Below are 18,265 nucleotides of genomic sequence, written 5' to 3' on the forward strand. Positions count from 1 at the left end.
CGTTGCGATTAACGTCGCACGACGGGTTCGGGAGGAGGTCGCTGGGAAAAGGACCAGCCCCACAGGCTGGCACCTCGCCCGGCGGCCCACCTCACGGTCAGAGGTGGGTCGGGGCGAACATCTTGAGGGTGGCCGGGAGGACGAGGACCGAGGGGCCCGGGGCGGCCAGGGACTTCGCCAGGTCCTCGCGGAGGGACTCCGGGGTGGTGGTGGCCGCCGGGACGCCGAAGGAGGCGGCCAGGGCGACGAAGTCGGGGCGGGCCAGGTCCGTGCCCGTGGCGCAGCCGTACTCGCGCAGGATGCCGTAGCCGCCGTCGTCCACGATCAGCCAGGTGACGTCCAGATCGTGCTGCCGGGCGGTGGCGAGGTCGGCGATCGAGTACATCGCGCCGCCGTCGCCGGAGACCGCGAGGACCGGGGTGCCCGGTTCCGCGACGCACGCGCCGAGGGCCGCCGGGAAGGCGTAGCCGAGGCCGCCCGCGCCCTGCGCCGAGTGCATGGTGTTGGGGTGCTTGGCGTCGAAGGCCGACCAGGCCCAGTAGGACAGGATCGTCATGTCCCAGAAGGACGGGGAGCGGGCCGGGAGCGCCGCGCGGACGGCGGTCAGCAGGGACCGCTCCAGGGCGACCTCCTGCGCGTCGAGGCGCGCCGCGATGTCCGCCAGGACCAGGCGGACGCGCTCCGGGGCCGTCGGGTCCTCGCGCTCGTCCACCGTCTCCAGCACGGCCTGGAGGGCGAGGCGGGCGTCCGCGTGGATGCCGAGGCCGGCGTGGTTGGCCTCCAGCTTGCCGAGGTCCGCGTCGATCTGGACGACCCGGCCCTCCGGGAAGAACGTGTGGTAGTTCGAGGAGAGTTCCCCGAGGCCCGAGCCCACCACCAGCAGGACGTCCGCGTCCTCCAGGAAGTCGGTCATGCGGCGGTCCTCCAGCCAGGACTGGAGGGACAGCGGGTGGGTCCAGGGGAAGGCGCCCTTGCCTCCGAAGGTGGTGACCACCGGCGCGTTCAGGCGTTCCGCGAGCTGCTTCAGCTTGCCCGAGGCGTCCGAGCGGACCACCCCGCCGCCCGCGATGATCACCGGGCGGGAGGCCCGCGACAGCCAGTGCGCGGCCAGCGCGGTCAGCTCCGGGCGCGGGGCGAGTTCGTGCGGGGTGGCGTCCACGCCCGTGACCTCGGGGACGAGGGTCTCGGCGCGCAGGACGTCCTCCGGGATCTCGACGAAGACCGGCCCGTGCGGGGCGGTCAGCGCCGATTCCCAGGCCTCGGCGATCACCGACGGGATCTGGGAGGGGGTGCGGGCCTCATGGACCGACTTGACCACGTCCCGGAAGGAGGCCGACTGGTCCCGCAGCTCGTGCAGGTGTCCGCGCCGGCCGCCGCCCAGGCCCGCCACCGGGACCTGCGAGGAGATGGCGAGGACCGGGGCCGAGGCGGCCGCCGCCTCGGCCAGGGCGGGCAGTGCCATCAGCGCGCCCGGGCCGGTGGAGAGGAGGAGGGGGACCGCCTCGCCCGTGATCCGGCCGTACGCGTCGGCCGCGAAGCCCGCGTTGTTCTCCGTACGCAGTCCCACGAGACGCAGGTCGGAGCGGCCGACCGCGTCGAAGAGGGCCAGCGCGTGCTGGCCGGGCAGCCCGAAGACGGTGTTCGCGCCGAGGGAGCGCAGCGTCTCCACGACCAGGTCCCCGCCCGTCCGCCCGGGCGGTGGCGCGAGCGCTGCCGCCGTCTGGGCCGCGGTGGGACGGAGTACCAGGTCGTGGTCGTGCGTCACGTGTTAGTTGCCCTTCGCCTTCGCCGCCGCGCTGTGCTTATCGACCCTGCCTGGCGGCAGCGATCTGACGGCTCATGATCGTGGTGAGCTCGTACGCGGTGTGCGAGGCCGCGACCGAGGTGATCTCGGCGTGATCGTACGCCGGGGCGACCTCGACGACGTCGGCCGAGACGAGGTTGCAGGAGGACAGCCCGCGGATGATCTCCAGCAGCTCGCGGGAGGTCATGCCGCCCGCCTCGGGGGTGCCGGTGCCGGGCGCGTGCGCCGGGTCCAGCACGTCGATGTCGATCGAGATGTAGAGGGGGCGGTCGCCGATGCGCTGGCGCAGCTGGTCGGCGACCTCGTCGGCGCCGCGGCGGTAGACGTCCGCCGAGGTGACGATGCCGAAGCCCATCTTGGCGTCGTCGTCCAGGTCCTGCTTGCCGTACAGCGGGCCGCGCGTGCCGACGTGGGAGAGCGCCTCGGTGTCGAGGATGCCCTCCTCCACCGCACGGCGGAACGGGGTGCCGTGCGTGTACTCGGCGCCGAAGTACGTGTCCCACGTGTCCAGGTGCGCGTCGAAGTGCAGCAGCGCGACCGGGCCGTGCTTCTTCGCCACCGAACGGAGCAGCGGCAGCGCGATGGTGTGGTCGCCGCCGAGGGTCATCAGGCGGGAGCCGTTGCCGATCAGCTCGTCGGCCGCGGCCTCGATCGTCTCGACGGCCTCGTTGATGTTGAAGGGGTTCGCGGCGATGTCACCGGCGTCCGCGACCTGCGCGAGGGCGAAGGGGGAGGCGTCCTGCGCCGGGTTGTACGGGCGCAGCAGGCGCGAGGCCTCGCGGATGGCGTTGCCGCCGAAGCGGGCGCCGGGGCGGTAGGAGACGCCGGAGTCGAAAGGCACGCCGACGACGGCGACGTCGGCCTTGCCGCCGACCTCGTCGAGGCGCGGCAGCCGGGCGAAGGTCGCCGGGCCCGCATAGCGCGGGATGCGGGAGGAGTCGACGGGGCCGCGCGGCTGCGTGCTCATGGGGGGTGCCCTTCTGGAGGTCCTGCTGGTGCGGTGCTTCGAGCGTAAGCCGACACCCCGGGGGCGCGAAGTGTACGTTTTATCCACTGCGCACCCCCCGATATGTACGGAGCATCCATGGAGGCCCCGCCCACCCCACCGGTCCCGCTGGCCGCGCTGCTCGCCGATCGCGAGCTGGGGCTGCGGCACCTCGCGGGGCCCACCGAGGCCTATGTGCACGGGGTGCACGCTTCCGAGATGGCGGACCCGTCGCCGTACCTGCTGGGCGGAGAGCTGCTGCTCACGGCCGGTGCGGAGCTGCGGGCCGGCCCCGACGGCGGGGTGGGCGACCTCGACGGCGGGGTGGGCGACCCCGAGGGCCGGCTGGGCGACCCCGACGGCTACGTGACCGGGCTCGTCGCGGCGGGCGCGGCCGCGCTCGGCTTCGGGGTGGCGCCCGTGCACGAGGAGGTGCCCCCCGCGCTGGCGGCCGCCTGCGCGCGGCACGGGCTGCCGCTGCTGGAGGTCCCGCAGCGCACCCCGTTCACGGCGGTCGCCCGGACCGTCTGGCGGCTGATGGCGGAGGCCCGTACGCGGGAGCTGCGCCGGGTCACCGAGGCCCAGCAGTCGCTCGCCGCGGCGGCCGCCCGGCCCGATCCGGTCGCGGCCGTGCTCTCCCGCTTGGCGGCGAGCCTGGGCGGCTGGACGGCCCTGCTCGTCCCGGGCCGGGGCGGGGCGGCGCGGACCGCTGTCGGGCCCGGCCGCGCGGCGGCCGGCGGCGCTCCCGGCGAGGCGGCGCTCGCCGCCGTGGGCGCGCTGGCCGAGCGGGTGGCCCCGGGGGCGACGGCGACCGCCACCGACACCCTGGGCGGGACGCACCTCGCCGCCTACGCCGTGGGCGGCGGCCGGGTACTGGCCCTGGCCACCCCGGGGCGGGCCCCCGGCGACCACACCATCGCCTCCGTCGCCGCGGTACTGCTGACCCTGCTCACCGCGAGCCGCCCCGCGGGGGACGAAGCCGCCGCGCTGACCCGGCTGCTGCTCGACGGGGATCCCGCGGACGCCCTCGCCCCGGGGCCCTGGTACGCCGTCCACGCCCGCGGCGCCGGGGATCCGCGGGCCCTGGCGGCCGCGCTGGGCACCGTACTGCTGGACCCGCGCGAGGACGGCGTACGCCTGCTCACCGACCGGGAGCCCGCCCCGCAGCCCGGGTGGCGCCTCGGGGTCAGCGCCCCGGCCGCGCCCGCGGAGCTCAGTACGGCCGGGGCGCAGGCCGGGCGGGCCCTGGAGCGCGCCGAGGCGGCCCGGACGCCGCTGGCCCGGCACTCCCCCGGCGGCCTCGGCACCCTCCTGGACCCGGCCGAGGCCCGCGCCCACGCCGAAGCCCTGCTCGCCCCGCTGAACCCGGCCCACCGGGAGACGCTGCGCGCCTGGCTGGCCCACCACGGCAGCTGGGACCGCACGGCCGCGGCCCTCGGGGTCCACCGCAACACCGTGCGCCAGCGCGTGTCCCGCTGCGCGGAGCTCCTCGGCACGGACCTCGACGACCCGGACACCCGCATGGAGCTGTGGTTCGCGCTGCGGTGGGCCTGATCCCCTCAGGGACCGCCTCAGGGAGCGCCTCAGGGACCGCCTTGCCTCAGCGGGCCCGGCGGATCGCGGCGACCGTCGGCACCGGCTCGTTCAGCAGGAAGTCCAGGACGATCGCGTTGACCGGTACTCCAGGCGGAACTCACCGGCGCGCGCCACGTTATTTGCGGGCGGTTGGGGCGTGTGGGGATCCACACTCTGGACAGCGGGGACAACTCGCCGGTAACTTAGTCTGAGCAAGCGCTTAGCCATAGGCGGCGGACCGCCGCGACCGAAGGGAGTCGGCCCGTGCGCCGCACCGTTTTCAACGAGGACCACGAGGCGTTCCGCGAGACCATCCGCGCCTTCATCGAGGCCGAGGTCGTCCCCGTCTACGACGAGTGGTTCGCCGCGGGCCAGGCGCCGCGCGACTTCTACCTCAAGCTCGGCGAGCTGGGCCTCTTCGGCATCAACGTCCCCGAGGAGTTCGGCGGCGCGGGCCTGGACACCCACAAGTTCGAGGCCGTTCTCTACGAAGAGACCTCGCGCGCGGGCGTGCAGTTCGGCGGCTCCGGCGTGCACGTGCTGCTGGCGCTCCCCTACATCAAGATGCTCGCCAACGACGAGCAGAAGAAGCGTTACCTCGAAAAGTTCGTCACCGGCGAGGAGATGTGGGCCCTCGCGATGACCGAGCCGGGCACCGGCTCCGACGTCGCGGGCATGAAGACCACCGCCAAGCTCTCCGAGGACGGCACGCACTACGTCCTCAACGGTGCCAAGACCTTCATCACCGGTGGCGTCCACGCCGACCGCGTGATCGTCTGCGCCCGCACCTCCGCCCCGACGGCCGAGGACCGCCGCTTCGGCATCTCGCTGTTCGCCGTGGACACCAAGTCCGAGGGCTACTCCATCGGCCGCAAGCTGGACAAGCTCGGCCTGCGCACCTCCGACACCGCCGAGCTGGCGTTCGTTGACGTGAAGGTCCCGGTCGAGGACCTGCTCGGCGAGGAGAACAAGGGCTTCTACTACCTCGGCGCCAACCTGCCCTCCGAGCGCTGGGGCATCGCCTTCGGCGCGTACGCGCAGGCCAAGGCCGCCATCCGGTTCGCCCAGCAGTACGTGACCGAGCGCACCGTCTTCGGCAAGCCGGTCGCGCACTTCCAGAACACCAAGTTCGAGCTGGCCGCCTGCCAGGCCGAGGTGGACGCCGCCGAGGCCGTCGCCGACCGCGCCCTGGAGGCCCTGGACGCCGGTGAGCTGACCGCCGCCGAAGCCGCGTCCGCGAAGCTCTTCTGCACCGAGGTCGCGCACCGCGTCATCGACAAGTGCCTCCAGCTGCACGGCGGCTACGGCTACATGAACGAGTACCCGATCGCCCGCCTGTACGCCGACAACCGCGTCAACCGCATCTACGGCGGCACCAGCGAGGTCATGAAGTCCATCATCGCCAAGTCCATGGGCCTGTAAGGGAATCGGGCGCTTGGCCTTCCCTCCATGAACGAGGCACTGACGACGCTCCTCGATCTGCTCGACCTTGAGCAGATCGAGGAGAACATCTTCCGCGGTACCAGCCGTTCGGCGCTGGTACCGCGCGTGTTCGGCGGACAGGTCGCGGCCCAGGCGCTGGTCGCCGCCGGGCGGACCGTGCCCGAGGACCGGACCGCGCACTCGCTGCACTCGTACTTCCTGCGCGCCGGGGATCCCGGCGCGCCCATCGTGTACTCCGTCGACCGGATCCGCGACGGCCGCTCCTTCACCACGCGCCGGGTCGTCGCCGTCCAGCACGGGCAGCCGATCTTCCACCTCTCCGCGTCCTTCCAGACGTACGAGGAGGGCCTGGACCACCAGGCCGCCATGCCGGACGCCCCCGACCCGGAGACCCTGCCGACCGCGGCCGAGTCCCTGCCCGGGTACCGCGAGATCTTCCGCGACCCGGGGACGGTGGAGCGGCTGATCGAGGCGCGTAGCGCGGTGGACCTGCGCTACGCGACGACCCCGCCCTGGGGCAGCGTCGGGGCGCCGGTGGAACCGCGCTCGCAGGTGTGGTTCCGTACGGCCGGCAAGCTGGAGAGCGACGACGCGCTCCTGCACACCTGCCTGGCCACCTACGTCTCCGACATGACGCTGCTCGACTCGGTGCTGCTCGCCCACGGGCGCGGCGGCTGGGCCGTCGGCGACGTCGTGGGCGCCTCGCTGGACCACGCCATGTGGTTCCACCGGCCCTTCCGGGCGGACGAGTGGCTGCTGTACGACCAGGAGTCCCCCTCGGCAGCCGCCGGGCGCGGGCTCGGGCAGGCCCGGATCTGGACGCAGGACGGCCGGCTCGCCGTCACCGTCATCCAGGAAGGTGTCGTGCGCGTACCGCGGGCGCGGGCGTAGGCGACGCGCGGGGCCGGCTCGCGCGGGCGGACATTCGGACATACCGTCACTTCATGCCCAGCAGCGAGCCGTCGCCGACCGGACCCGTACACAGACCGGTGACGGACGAGAGCCTCGGCACGGTCCTCGTCGCCGTCGTCACCAACCTGGGGATCGCGGCCGCCAAGGCGGTCGGCGGGGTCGTCAGCGGATCGAGCGCGATGCTGTCCGAGGCCGCGCACTCGGTGGCCGACACCGTGACCGAGGTGATGCTGCTGGCCTCGCTGAAGCGCAGCACGAAGCCCGCGGACGAGGCGCATCCGCTGGGGTACGGGCCCGAGCGGTACATCTGGGCGCTGCTGGCGTCGATCGCGACCTTCGTCGGCGGTGCGGTGTTCGCCGTGTACGACGGCATCCACACGCTGGTGCACGGGGAGGAGCCGGGCGACCCGACGCTCTCCTACGCGGTCCTCGGCCTCGCCTTCCTGCTGGAGGGCTACTCCCTGCTGGTGGCGTGGCGGCAGGTCAAGGGCGAGGCGGCGCGGATGGCGGCGCCGGTCGGCCTGTACGTGAAGCACACCCCGGACACGGCGGTGAAGGCGGTGCTGCTGGAGAACGCGGCCGCGCTGATCGGCCTGGCACTGGCGGCGGGCGGCCTGCTGGGGGCGCAGCTGACGGGGTCGGGGGCGTACGACGGGGTGGCGTCGCTGCTGATCGGGCTGCTGCTGGTGTGGGTGGCGTGGGAGCTGGGCCGCTCGAACGCCCGGTACCTGGTCGGGCGTCCGCTGCCCGCGGCGATGCGGGCGGAGGTCCGGGAGGAACTGCTGTCGGTGCTGCACATCGAGGGGGTACTGGAGCTGACGACCCTGGTCCAGGGCCCGGCGGAGGTGCTCGTCGCGGCGAAGGTCGACTTCCATGACCTGGCGTCGGCGCGGCAGGTGGAGGCGGCGTGCGAGGACGCGGAGGCGCAGCTGCGCGAGCGCTTCCCGGCGATCCGCCGCGTGTACCTGGACCCGACGCCCACGCCTTTGCCTCCGCCTCCGCCCCCGGACTAGTCCCACCAGAAGGACCAGTGGGCGGAGCCCGTCAGGGCCTCGTCCGCATAGGCGCGGATGCTGCCCGAGCCCTGCCAGACGTTGTCGGGGCAGAAGGCGAAGTGCTCGGCGGCGACCGCGAGCGCCTCGGCCCGCGTCCTGGGCGGGGCGGCCACCGAGACGTGGAGCTCGTCGAAGCCGAGCGCGACGACCCGGGCGCCGAAACGGTCCTCCCAGGACCGCAGTACGGCGGCGATGCGGGCGGTGTCGTTCTCGTGGTTGGCCGGTCCGCCCCAGCCGATGGCCGCGAGTACGTCGGCCCCGCGCCCGGCGGGAACGAGCGCGAGCCGCGGGCTCGGCAGGCAGCCGCCGTCCCGGACCAGGTCGCGGGCGAGTGCGCCGGCCGCGGCCTCCGGGTCCTGCCCCGCGATCAGCGGCGCCGCCTGCCCGGGCCAGTCCCTGCCGAAGGGGGCGATGAGCTCGGCGCCCTCCGCGCCCTCCTCGGGGTCGGGCACCGCGCCGCTCCAGTGCTCCCGGAGGACCTGCCTGGCGTCGTGGTCGCCGGGGTCGGACATCCGCTCCGGGTACAGCTCCCGCAGGCGCCACCACTCCTCCAGCCCGCGCCGGTCCTGGAGCAGGACCGGGTACAGCCCGAGGGCGGCCGGGGCCCCGCCGCGGTGACCGGCCAGGCAGTCGCCGCCCACCGCGGCGTCGGACACCCACAGCAGCGGCACCGCCCGGCGCAGGCGCCTGCCGGGCCGGGTGATCAGGGCGCCCGGAGGCAGTCCGAGGTCCGGACCCCGGCCCCGGCCCCGGGAGTCCGCGGCGAGGACGTCCAGGGGGCTCCGCGCAGCTCTCATGCGGGCGACCGTAGCCGCCGCCACCGACAACGCGTGGGCCGGCCGCATGCGCTGCGGCCGTCCCGGCGGGGACACTGCGGCCTTCGGCCCCGCCCCGCGCCCCCCGGCGGACGGAGTTCGCCGCAGCGGCCCGAAGCCCGCGGAGCGGTGCGAGGGGCGCCTAAGGAAGGAGACCCGCGGCAGCCAGCAGGTACGCCACCATCGGGTCGTAGAAGCGCGGGTCCCGGACGTGGTCGTCCAGGGGGATCGCCACCTGGAGGGTTCCCTCGGCCTCACCGAGGAACAGCGCCGGGTCGTTGCAGTCGGCGTAGCCCACCGCGTCCAGGCCCCGCTGGGCCGCGCAGCCCGCCCAGCCGTGGTCGGCCACGACCAGGTCCGGCTGCGGCCGGCCCTCCGCCGCGAGCCCGTCGAGGATCGCGGCCATCGGCGCCGGCGAGTGCGTGTGCCACAGGGTCGCGCCCCGCTCCAGCACCGCCACGTCGGCGAACTGCCACACCGAGCCCTCGTCGGCGATCAGGCCCTGCGGGATCCGTACGATCTCGCAGCCCGCCGCGCGCAGCGCGTCCGCCGTCGCCCGGTGGACGTCCAGCAGGCCACCCGGGTGCCCGGTGGCGAGCAGCACGCTCTGCCGGTCCAGCGCGGCCTTGCGCAGCCGCGCCGCCAGCCGGTCCAGGCCGGCCACGGTCAGCTCCGGGTCGATGGTGTCCTGGCCGAAGCGGTACGCCGGGTCGTCCACGACTCCGCAGCGCTCCGCCATCACCGCGAGCACGTCCTGCTCGTCGGTCCAGCGGTCGCCGAGCTCCAGCCCGAGCCAGTAGTGCCGGTCGCCGTTGGCGAGCTTCCTGTAGTGGGAGAGGTTGTTCTCGCGGGGGGTCGCGACCTGCCCCGCGATCCGGGTCCGGACCAGGTGGTCGATGAGTTCGGCGCGGCTCGGCGGCTGGGCGGCTTGTGCGGGCGTCTCTATCGGCTTCGGCATGGGGTCCATTCTGCCGTCGCCGGGCCGGAGCCGTCTGTTCCATTCCGACCACCGGACCCGGGGGTTCACCCCGACAGGGCCCCGAACGCCCCGTGCGCGAGCCGCCGCAGCAGTGCCTCCGTCGCCTCCCGCCCCAGGGCCGCCAGGTGCGGGGTGGAGTTCAGCAGTCCGAAGACGGCGTGCACGCAGACCCGTACCTCCGCCTCGCCGACCGCCGGGTGCAGGGCCCGCGCGACGTCGACCCACAGCTCCACGTACTGGCGCTGCAGCTGCCGTACGAGCTTGCGGTCGGCCTCCCGCAGCCGGTCCAGCTCCCGGTCGTGCAGGGTGATCAGCGCCCGGTCGTCGAGGGCGAAGTCGATGTGGCCGTCGATCAGCGAGGCCAGTACCGCGGTCGGGTCGCCCGCCGCCTCCGCCACCCGGTGGCGGCCGCCGGTGAGCAGCCGCTCGCTGATGCCGACCAGCAGCTCGGCGAGCATCGCGTCCTTGCCCGCGAAGTGCCGGTAGAGCCCGGGGCCGCTGATGCCGACCGCGGCCCCTATCTCGTCCACGCCGACGCCGTGGAAGCCGCGCTCGGCGAAGAGACGAGCGGCCTCGTTGAGGATCTGCTCGCGACGGGTGGGTGCGGCCGCTCTGGTGCTCATGGGAATCCATTCTAGACAGGGCCGTTAGCGCTCGTTAACCTAAGTCCCACATGCGTTAACGCTCATTAACAGCGTGCACCGAGCAAGGGAGCTCGACCGATGCAGCAGGCACCAGTGCTGACGAGCGCCGCGGACCCGGCGTCCGAGGCCTGGCGGGCCAACGAGGCCGCCCACCGCGAGCTCGCCGAGGGGCTGCGCGCCCGGCTCGACGCGGCCCGCCTCGGTGGCGGGGAGAAGGCCCGCGCCCGCCACACCGCCCGCGGGAAGCTGCTCCCCCGCGACCGCGTGGACACCCTCCTGGACCCCGGGTCCCCCTTCCTGGAGCTGGCCCCGCTGGCCGCCGAGGGCATGTACGGGGGCGCGGCCCCGGCCGCCGGGGTCATCGCGGGCATCGGGCGGGTCAGCGGCCGCGAGTGCGTGATCGTCGCGAACGACGCCACCGTCAAGGGCGGCACGTACTACCCGATGACCGTCAAGAAACACCTGCGGGCCCAGGAGGTGGCCCTGGAGAACCGTCTCCCCTGCCTCTACCTGGTCGACTCCGGCGGCGCCTTCCTCCCCATGCAGGACGAGGTCTTCCCCGACCGGGAGCACTTCGGCCGCATCTTCTACAACCAGGCCCGCCTGTCGGGGGCCGGCATCCCGCAGATCGCCGCCGTCCTCGGCTCCTGCACCGCCGGCGGCGCGTACGTCCCGGCGATGAGCGACGAGGCCGTCATCGTCCGGGGCCAGGGCACGATCTTCCTCGGCGGCCCGCCACTGGTGAAGGCGGCCACCGGCGAGGTCGTCACGGCCGAGGAGCTCGGCGGCGGCGAGGTCCACTCCCGGGTCTCCGGCGTGACCGACCACCTCGCGGAGGACGACGAGCACGCGCTGCGGATCGTACGGAACATCGTGGCGACCCTGCCCGAGCGCGGGGCCCTGCCCTGGTCGGTCGAGGCGCCCGAGGAGCCCAAGGTGGACCCGTACGGGCTCTACGGCGCGGTTCCGGTCGACTCCCGCACCCCGTACGACGCCCGCGAGATCATCGCCCGGATCGTGGACGGCTCCAGGTTCCAGGAGTTCAAGGCGGAGTTCGGGCAGACGCTGGTCACCGGCTTCGCCCGGATCCAGGGGCACCCGGTCGGGATCATCGCCAACAACGGCATCCTGTTCTCCGAATCGGCCCAGAAGGGCGCGCACTTCATCGAGCTGTGCGACCAGCGCGGGATCCCGCTCCTCTTCCTCCAGAACATCTCCGGCTTCATGGTCGGCCGGGACTACGAGGCCGGCGGCATCGCCAAGCACGGCGCCAAGATGGTGACGGCGGTGGCCTGCACGCGGGTCCCCAAGCTCACGGTGGTGGTCGGCGGCTCGTACGGCGCGGGCAACTACTCGATGTGCGGCCGGGCGTACTCCCCGCGGTTCATGTGGATGTGGCCCAACGCCAAGATCTCGGTGATGGGCGGCGAACAGGCCGCGTCCGTGCTGGCCACGGTCAAGCGGGACCAGATCGAGGGCGCCGGCCAGGAGTGGCCCGCCGAGGACGAGGAGGCCTTCAAGGCCCCGGTCCGGGCGCAGTACGACGCGCAGGGCAACGCCTACTACGCCACCGCCCGGCTGTGGGACGACGGGGTCATCGACCCGATGGAGACCCGGCAGGTGCTGGGGCTGGCCCTGACCGCGTGCGCGAACGCCCCCTTGGGCGACTCCGCTTTCGGCATCTTCCGTATGTGACGTGAGGACCTCTTCGATGTTCAGCACTGTTCTGGTCGCGAACCGGGGCGAGATCGCGGTCCGGGTCATCCGCACCCTGCGGGAGCTCGGCATCCGTTCCGTGGCCGTCTTCAGCGACGCCGACGCGGACGCCCGGCACGTACGGGAGGCCGACACGGCCGTCCGGATCGGCCCGGCGGCCGCCGCCGAGAGCTACCTGTCGGTGGAGCGGCTGCTCGATGCCGTCGGGCGGACGGGCGCCGAGGCGGTCCACCCGGGCTACGGGTTCCTCGCCGAGAACGCGGCCTTCGCACAGGCCTGCGCGGACGCCGGGCTGGCCTTCATCGGGCCGCCGGCGAGCGCCATCTCCCTGATGGGCGACAAGATCCGCGCGAAGGAGACGGTCAGGGCGGCGGGCGTGCCCGTGGTCCCCGGCTCCTCCGGCAGCGGGCTGACCGACGCCGAACTCGTCGCGGCGGCCGAGGAGATCGGCATGCCGGTGCTGCTCAAGCCCTCGGCGGGCGGCGGCGGCAAGGGCATGCGGCTGGTCCGCGACGCGGCGGCGCTGGCCGAGGAGATCGCGGCGGCCCGGCGCGAGGCGAAGTCCTCCTTCGGCGACGACACGCTGCTCGTCGAGCGGTGGGTCGACCGCCCGCGGCACATCGAGATCCAGGTCCTCGCGGACTCCCACGGGAACGTCGTCCACCTGGGCGAGCGCGAGTGCTCGCTCCAGCGGCGCCACCAGAAGGTGATCGAGGAAGCGCCGTCGGTCCTGCTGACGCCGCAGCTCCGGGCGTCGATGGGCGCGGCGGCCGTGGAGGCGGCGCGCTCGTGCGGGTACGTCGGCGCGGGCACCGTGGAGTTCATCGTCCCGGGCGGCGACCCCTCCTCGTACTACTTCATGGAGATGAACACCCGCCTCCAGGTGGAGCACCCGGTGACGGAGCTCATCACGGGCCTGGACCTCGTGGAACTCCAGCTGCGGGTCGCCTCCGGCGAGGCCCTGCCCGTCACCCAGGACGGGATCCGGCTGACCGGGCACGCGATCGAGGCCCGCGTCTGCGCGGAGGACCCGGCGCGCGGCTTCCTGCCCTCCGGCGGTACGGTCCTGGCCCTGTCCGAGCCGGACGGCGGGGCGGTGCGCACCGACTCCGGCCTGACGGCGGGCGTGCCGGTGGGCTCGACGTACGACCCGATGCTCTCGAAGGTCATCGCGTACGGGCCCGACCGCGCGGCCGCGCTGCGGGTGCTGCGGGGCGCCCTCGCCGACACGGTGATCCTGGGCGTGCAGACCAACGCCGGTTTCCTCCGCAGGCTCCTCGCGCACCCGGACGTCGTCTCCGGCGACCTGGACACGGGCCTGGTGGAGCGCGACCTGTCCGAACTCCTGCCGGAGGGCGTCCCGCCGGAGGTGTACGCGGCGGCGGCGCTGCTGGCGCGGCCGGACGCCCCCGCGGCCGGCGGGTGGCTCGACCCCTTCGACGTGCCGAACGGCTGGCGCCTCGGTGGTACCCCGGCCTGGACGGTGCACCACTTCCGCCTCCCGGGGCAGGACCCGGTGCAGGTCCGCAGTCGCCCCCTGGGCACGGACTGCGAGCTGCTCGTCTCCGACCCGGCCGAGCCGAATCCGGCCGCACCGGCCCGCGCCCGGATCGTGGCCCGCGCCACCGGCACCGTCACCGTCGAACTCGACGGCGTCACGCACCGCTTCAGCCACGCCACCTCCCCGGAGGGGACCTGGCTCGGCCGCGACGGCGACAGCTGGCACGTGCAGCACCACGACCCGGTGGCCGCCAAGGGCGCGGCGAGCGCGGGCGCGGACACCCTGGCAGCCCCCATGCCCGGCACGGTCACCGTCGTCAAGGTGGCCGTCGGGGACAAGGTCGTGGCCGGGCAGGGCCTCCTCGTCGTCGAGGCCATGAAGATGGAGCACGTCATCTCCGCCCCCCACGCCGGCACCGTCACCGAACTCGACGTCACCCCCGGCACCACCGTCGCGATGGACCAGGTCCTGGCCGTCGTCACCCCGGAGGAGGAGGGCGAATGACCGGGCTGCCCATGACCGTTCCCGCCGCCGGGCTCCCGGCCCGCGTGAGGATCCACGAGGTCGGCGCCCGCGACGGGCTGCAGAACGAGAAGACGGCCGTTCCCACGGAGGTGAAGGCGGAGTTCATCCACCGCCTCGCCGCGGCCGGCCTCACCACCATCGAGGCCACCAGCTTCGTGCACCCCAAGTGGGTGCCCCAGCTCGCCGACGCCGAGCAGCTCTTCCCGCTGCTCGGCGACGTGGAGGCGGCGCTGCCCGTGCTGGTCCCGAACGAGCGCGGGCTCGACCGCGCCCTCGCCCTCGGCGCCACCCGCATCGCGGTGTTCGGCTCGGCCACCGAGACCTTCGCCGCCCGCAACCTCAACCGGACGGTCGCCGAGTCCCTCGCCATGTTCGAGCCCGTCGTGGCCCGTGCCCGGCAGGAGAAGGCCCATGTGCGCGGCTACCTGTCCATGTGCTTCGGCGACCCGTGGGAGGGGCCCGTCCCGGTCCACCAGGTCGTGGCGACCGCCAAGGCCCTGCTCGACCTCGGCTGCGACGAGCTGAGCCTCGGCGACACCATCGGCGTCGCCACCCCGGGCCACGTCCAGGCCCTGCTCGCCGCGCTGAACGAGGCAGGCGTCACGACCGACCGCATCGGCGTGCACTTCCACGACACCTACGGCCAGGCCCTGTCCAACACCCTCGCCGCCCTCCAGCACGGCGTGAGCACCGTCGACGCCTCCGCAGGCGGCCTCGGCGGATGCCCGTACGCGAAGAGCGCCACCGGCAACCTCGCCACCGAGGACCTGGTGTGGATGCTCGACGGTCTCGGCATCGAGACCGGGGTCGATCTGGCCGCCCTCACCGCCACGAGCGTCTGGATGGCCGAACGGCTGGGACGCCCCAGCCCCTCCCGTACCGTCCGCGCCCTCTCCCACAAGGAGTAGTCACACCATGTCCCTCGACCACCGGCTCACCCCCGAGCACGAGGAACTCCGCCGTACCGTCGAGGCGTTCGCGCACGACGTCGTGGCGCCGAAGATCGGCGACCTGTACGAGCGCCACGAGTTCCCGTACGAGATCGTCGCCGAGATGGGCCGCATGGGCCTGTTCGGCCTGCCCTTCCCCGAGGAGTACGGCGGCATGGGCGGCGACTACCTCGCCCTCGGCATCGCCCTGGAGGAGCTGGCCCGCGTCGACTCCTCGGTCGCCATCACCCTGGAGGCCGGGGTCTCCCTCGGCGCCATGCCCCTCTACCTCTTCGGCACCGAGGAGCAGAAGCAGCAGTGGCTGCCGAGGATGTGCTCCGGGGAGATCCTCGGCGCGTTCGGCCTGACCGAGCCCGGCGCGGGCTCGGACGCGGGCGGCACCCGCACCACCGCCGTCCGCGACGGCGACGAGTGGGTGATCAACGGCTCGAAGTGCTTCATCACCAACTCCGGTACGGACATCACCGGTCTGGTCACCGTCACCGCCGTGACGGGTCGCACTGTGTCCGATTCCTCTGGGTCCGGCCGCCCGGAGATCTCCTCGATCATCGTCCCGTCCGGCACCCCGGGCTTCACGGTGGCCGCCCCGTACTCCAAGGTCGGCTGGAACGCCTCGGACACCCGTGAGCTGTCCTTCTCCGACGTACGGGTCCCGCTGGCCAACCTGGTGGGCGAGGAGGGCCGCGGCTACGCCCAGTTCCTGCGGATCCTCGACGAGGGCCGGATCGCCATCTCCGCGCTCGCCACGGGCCTGGCGCAGGGCTGTGTGGACGAGTCGGTGAAGTACGCCAAGGAGCGGCACGCCTTCGGCAAGGCGATCGGCGACAACCAGGCCATCCAGTTCAAGCTGGCGGACATGGAGATGCGCGCGCACATGGCCCGGATCGGCTGGCGCGACGCGGCCTCCCGGCTGGTGGCGGGCGAGCCGTTCAAGAAGGAGGCGGCCATCGCCAAGCTGTACTCCTCCACGGTGGCCGTCGACAACGCCCGTGACGCCACGCAGATCCACGGCGGCTACGGGTTCATGAACGAGTACCCGGTGGCCCGAATGTGGCGGGACTCCAAGATCCTGGAGATCGGCGAGGGCACGAGCGAGGTCCAGCGCATGCTCATCGCCCGCGAGCTGGGATTCGCGGGCTAGTCGGGCGGGTTCTGCCGTACGACGAAGGGGGCCCGAAAAACTTAGGGCCCCCTTACCGTTTTCGGCCAAGGTTAGGCTAACCTTCGTTCCGAACGGCCCAGTGGCGGCCCGGTACGTACGAAAGCGGACATCGACATGCCCAAGTCCCGATCCACCCACTTCTCCCGCCGCGGTCTCATCGCGGCCGGCGGCGCCCTCGGCCTCGTCGCGGCGCTCACCGCGTGCGGCGGCTCCGACGCGGCGAAGGGTGACGGCGGGAAAGACAAGGGCGCCGCCGCTTCGGGCCCGTGGTCCTTCAAGGACGACCTCGGCAAGGACGTCACCGCCAAGTCCACGCCGAAGAACATCGTCGCCTTCACCGGCACGGCCGCCGCGCTCCACGACTACGGCATCCACGTCAAGGGCGTGTTCGGCCCGACCAAGACCGCCGACGGCAAGGCCGACGTGCAGGCCGGCTCGATGGACATCTCCAAGGTCGAGATCCTGGGCAACGTCTGGGGCGAGTTCAACGTCGAGAAGTACGCGGCCCTCCAGCCCGACCTCCTCGTCACCAACACCTGGGACGGCACCCTCTGGTACGTCCCGGAGGAGTCCAAGGACAAGATCACGGGCCTCGCCCCGGCCGCCGCCATCTCCGTGGGCGGCGACGCCACCCTCGACAAGGCGCTGGCCCGCACCGCGGACCTCGCCAAGTCGCTCGGCGCCGACATGAACGCCAAGACCACCGTGGACGCCAAGGCCCGCTTCGAGGCCGCCGCCGCGAAGGTCCGCGAGGCCACCAAGGCCAACCCGGGCATCAAGGTGCTCGTCGGCTCCGGCTCCCCGGACCTGTTCTACGCCTCAACCCCGAAGACCTCGGCCGACCTGAAGTACTTCGAGAGCCTGGGCGTCGAGTTCGCGATCCCGGAGAAGCTCGACGAGGGCGGCTTCTTCGAGAGCCTCAGCTGGGAGAACGCCGGCAAGTACAAGGCCGACGTCATCCTGCTCGACAACCGCACCGGCACCCTTCAGCCGAACGACCTGAAGGCCAAGCCGACCTGGGCCGAGCTGCCCGCGGTCAAGGCCAACCAGGTCATCCCGCGCGTGACCGAGCCGATCTACTCGTACGAGAAGTGCGCGCAGATCCTGGAGGACCTCGCGAAGTCCATCCAGAGCGCCAAGAAGGTCAGCTGACCCTCGGCTCCGGCTCGGGGCCCGCGCGGCCCCGAGCCCCGCACCGACTCCCAGGGGGGACTCACCGCATGACCGTCACCGCATCCGACGCACCGGCGATCGCGCACTTCCGCTTCTTCGAGATGGAAGTGCTCCGTACGCGCCGCCTGGGGCACTCGTTCCTGCGGGTCACGTTCGGCGGCGAGTCCCTCGCGGACTTCCGCTCGGGCGGCTACGACCAGAGCCTCTCGCTCTTCCTGCCGCCCCCGCACCGGGAGCACACCGCGCTCCCGTCCACCGACGAGGACACCTGGTTCGGCGCCTGGCGCGCGATGGCCGACGGGGAACGTCCGGTGATGCGCTCCTACACGGTGCGCGAGCAGCGCCGTACGCCCGAGGGCGTGGACGAGGTCGACATCGACTTCGTCCTGCACGGGGACTCCTCCCCCGCCTCCTTCTGGGCCGGGCGGGCCGTCACCGGCCGCCGGATCATGGCGATCGGCCCCGCCGTCGCCGAGAACAAGTCCGTGCGCTTCCAGGCGCCGGCCGACACCGACGCGCTCTACCTGTACGCGGACGAGACCGCGCTCCCCGCGGCCGCCGCGATCCTGGACCGGCTCCCCGCCGGCATCCGGGTCCGGGGCTGGTTCGAGGTCCCGCACGCGGACGACCGGCTCGCGCTGTCGACGCTCGCGGACGCGGACATCACCTGGGTCGTACGGGAGGCGGGCACCGGCCAGGAGCGCGCCGAGCGGCTGCTCGACGTGGTCCGGACGGCCGAACTGCCCGCCGCCGAAGCCCCGTACGTCTGGCTGGCCGGCGAGGCGGGCACGGTCCGGGCGGTACGTCGGCACTTCGTGCAGGAACGTTCCGTCGACCGCCGCTCCGTACGCTTCACCGGCTACTGGCGGCTCGGCGCGAGCGAGGAGGAGCTCCTCGCCGAGGCGTACGCGGGCAAGGCTCCCAGCGAGGACCCCGGCTCCGCGCTGTAGCTCCACGCAGCACCTCGCTCCAGCTCCAGCTCCAAGCTGCTTTCACTACAGGACCGTTCAAGAGATGGGCCCCGGC

15 protein-coding genes are annotated in these 18,265 nt (G+C 73.2%); 10 read left to right on the forward strand and 5 right to left on the reverse strand.

The window, feature by feature from the left end; translation table 11 throughout:
* Window positions 1-97: 97 nt before the first annotated feature.
* Complete coding sequence (locus AB0M99_RS31845; RefSeq protein WP_365926628.1) at window positions 98-1,765, reverse strand: thiamine pyrophosphate-binding protein; 1,668 nt, start codon at window positions 1,763-1,765, stop codon at window positions 98-100.
* 37 nt (window positions 1,766-1,802) lie between these two features.
* Window positions 1,803-2,771 carry an agmatinase gene (gene speB, locus AB0M99_RS31850; RefSeq protein WP_361757108.1) on the reverse strand — a complete coding sequence of 323 codons (969 nt, stop codon included), beginning with the start codon at window positions 2,769-2,771 and terminating at the stop codon, window positions 1,803-1,805.
* 117 nt (window positions 2,772-2,888) lie between these two features.
* Here speB and AB0M99_RS31855 point away from each other — a divergent pair, with 117 nt between their 5' ends.
* From AB0M99_RS31855 to AB0M99_RS31870, 4 genes are all read left to right on the forward strand, one after another.
* Window positions 2,889-4,343: a helix-turn-helix domain-containing protein gene (locus tag AB0M99_RS31855; protein ID WP_365926630.1), complete on the forward strand. Its 1,455-nt coding sequence runs from the start codon at window positions 2,889-2,891 to the stop codon at window positions 4,341-4,343.
* A 285-nt stretch (window positions 4,344-4,628) separates the two neighbouring features.
* Window positions 4,629-5,786, forward strand: a complete 1,158-nt coding sequence (locus AB0M99_RS31860) for an acyl-CoA dehydrogenase family protein (protein ID WP_365926632.1) — start codon at window positions 4,629-4,631, stop codon at window positions 5,784-5,786.
* A 27-nt stretch (window positions 5,787-5,813) separates the two neighbouring features.
* Complete coding sequence (gene tesB, locus AB0M99_RS31865; RefSeq protein ID WP_365926634.1) at window positions 5,814-6,698, forward strand: acyl-CoA thioesterase II; 885 nt, start codon at window positions 5,814-5,816, stop codon at window positions 6,696-6,698.
* 53 nt (window positions 6,699-6,751) lie between these two features.
* Window positions 6,752-7,732, forward strand: coding sequence for a cation diffusion facilitator family transporter (locus AB0M99_RS31870; RefSeq protein ID WP_365926636.1), 981 nt, complete (start codon window positions 6,752-6,754; stop codon window positions 7,730-7,732).
* Here the strand turns inward: AB0M99_RS31870 and AB0M99_RS31875 are convergent.
* The 3 genes from AB0M99_RS31875 to AB0M99_RS31885 form a co-directional block, all read right to left on the reverse strand.
* Window positions 7,729-8,571, reverse strand: a complete 843-nt coding sequence (locus tag AB0M99_RS31875; RefSeq protein ID WP_365926638.1) for a DUF4253 domain-containing protein — start codon at window positions 8,569-8,571, stop codon at window positions 7,729-7,731. The two genes, AB0M99_RS31870 and AB0M99_RS31875, sit on opposite strands and share 4 nt — an antisense overlap.
* 160 nt (window positions 8,572-8,731) lie before the next feature.
* Window positions 8,732-9,556, reverse strand: a complete 825-nt coding sequence (locus AB0M99_RS31880; RefSeq protein WP_365926640.1) for a phosphatase — start codon at window positions 9,554-9,556, stop codon at window positions 8,732-8,734.
* A 56-nt stretch (window positions 9,557-9,612) separates the two neighbouring features.
* A complete protein-coding gene (locus tag AB0M99_RS31885; RefSeq protein ID WP_365926642.1) occupies window positions 9,613-10,191 on the reverse strand; it encodes a TetR/AcrR family transcriptional regulator in 579 nt (192 codons plus the stop codon).
* 99 nt (window positions 10,192-10,290) lie between these two features.
* Between AB0M99_RS31885 and AB0M99_RS31890 the strand changes: the two genes are divergently transcribed.
* From AB0M99_RS31890 to AB0M99_RS31915, 6 genes are all read left to right on the forward strand, one after another.
* Window positions 10,291-11,907 carry a carboxyl transferase domain-containing protein gene (locus AB0M99_RS31890; protein WP_365926644.1) on the forward strand — a complete coding sequence of 539 codons (1,617 nt, stop codon included), beginning with the start codon at window positions 10,291-10,293 and terminating at the stop codon, window positions 11,905-11,907.
* A gap of 16 nt (window positions 11,908-11,923) precedes the next feature.
* A complete protein-coding gene (locus tag AB0M99_RS31895) occupies window positions 11,924-13,933 on the forward strand; it encodes a biotin carboxylase N-terminal domain-containing protein (RefSeq protein ID WP_365926646.1) in 2,010 nt (669 codons plus the stop codon).
* A complete protein-coding gene (locus AB0M99_RS31900) occupies window positions 13,930-14,862 on the forward strand; it encodes a hydroxymethylglutaryl-CoA lyase (protein ID WP_365926648.1) in 933 nt (310 codons plus the stop codon). Before AB0M99_RS31895 ends, AB0M99_RS31900 begins: the two co-directional genes overlap by 4 nt.
* 7 nt (window positions 14,863-14,869) lie before the next feature.
* Entirely contained in the window at window positions 14,870-16,045 is a 1,176-nt protein-coding gene (locus tag AB0M99_RS31905; RefSeq protein WP_365926650.1) for an acyl-CoA dehydrogenase family protein, read from the forward strand.
* A gap of 135 nt (window positions 16,046-16,180) precedes the next feature.
* On the forward strand, window positions 16,181-17,218 hold the full coding sequence (locus AB0M99_RS31910) for an ABC transporter substrate-binding protein (protein WP_365926652.1): 1,038 nt from the start codon (window positions 16,181-16,183) through the stop codon (window positions 17,216-17,218).
* A gap of 68 nt (window positions 17,219-17,286) precedes the next feature.
* Window positions 17,287-18,189 carry a siderophore-interacting protein gene (locus tag AB0M99_RS31915; RefSeq protein ID WP_365926654.1) on the forward strand — a complete coding sequence of 301 codons (903 nt, stop codon included), beginning with the start codon at window positions 17,287-17,289 and terminating at the stop codon, window positions 18,187-18,189.
* The last annotated feature ends 76 nt before the right edge of the window (window positions 18,190-18,265 follow it).

This window comes from Streptomyces sp. NPDC051183, assembly GCF_040682455.1.
Taxonomy (GTDB): domain Bacteria; phylum Actinomycetota; class Actinomycetes; order Streptomycetales; family Streptomycetaceae; genus Streptomyces.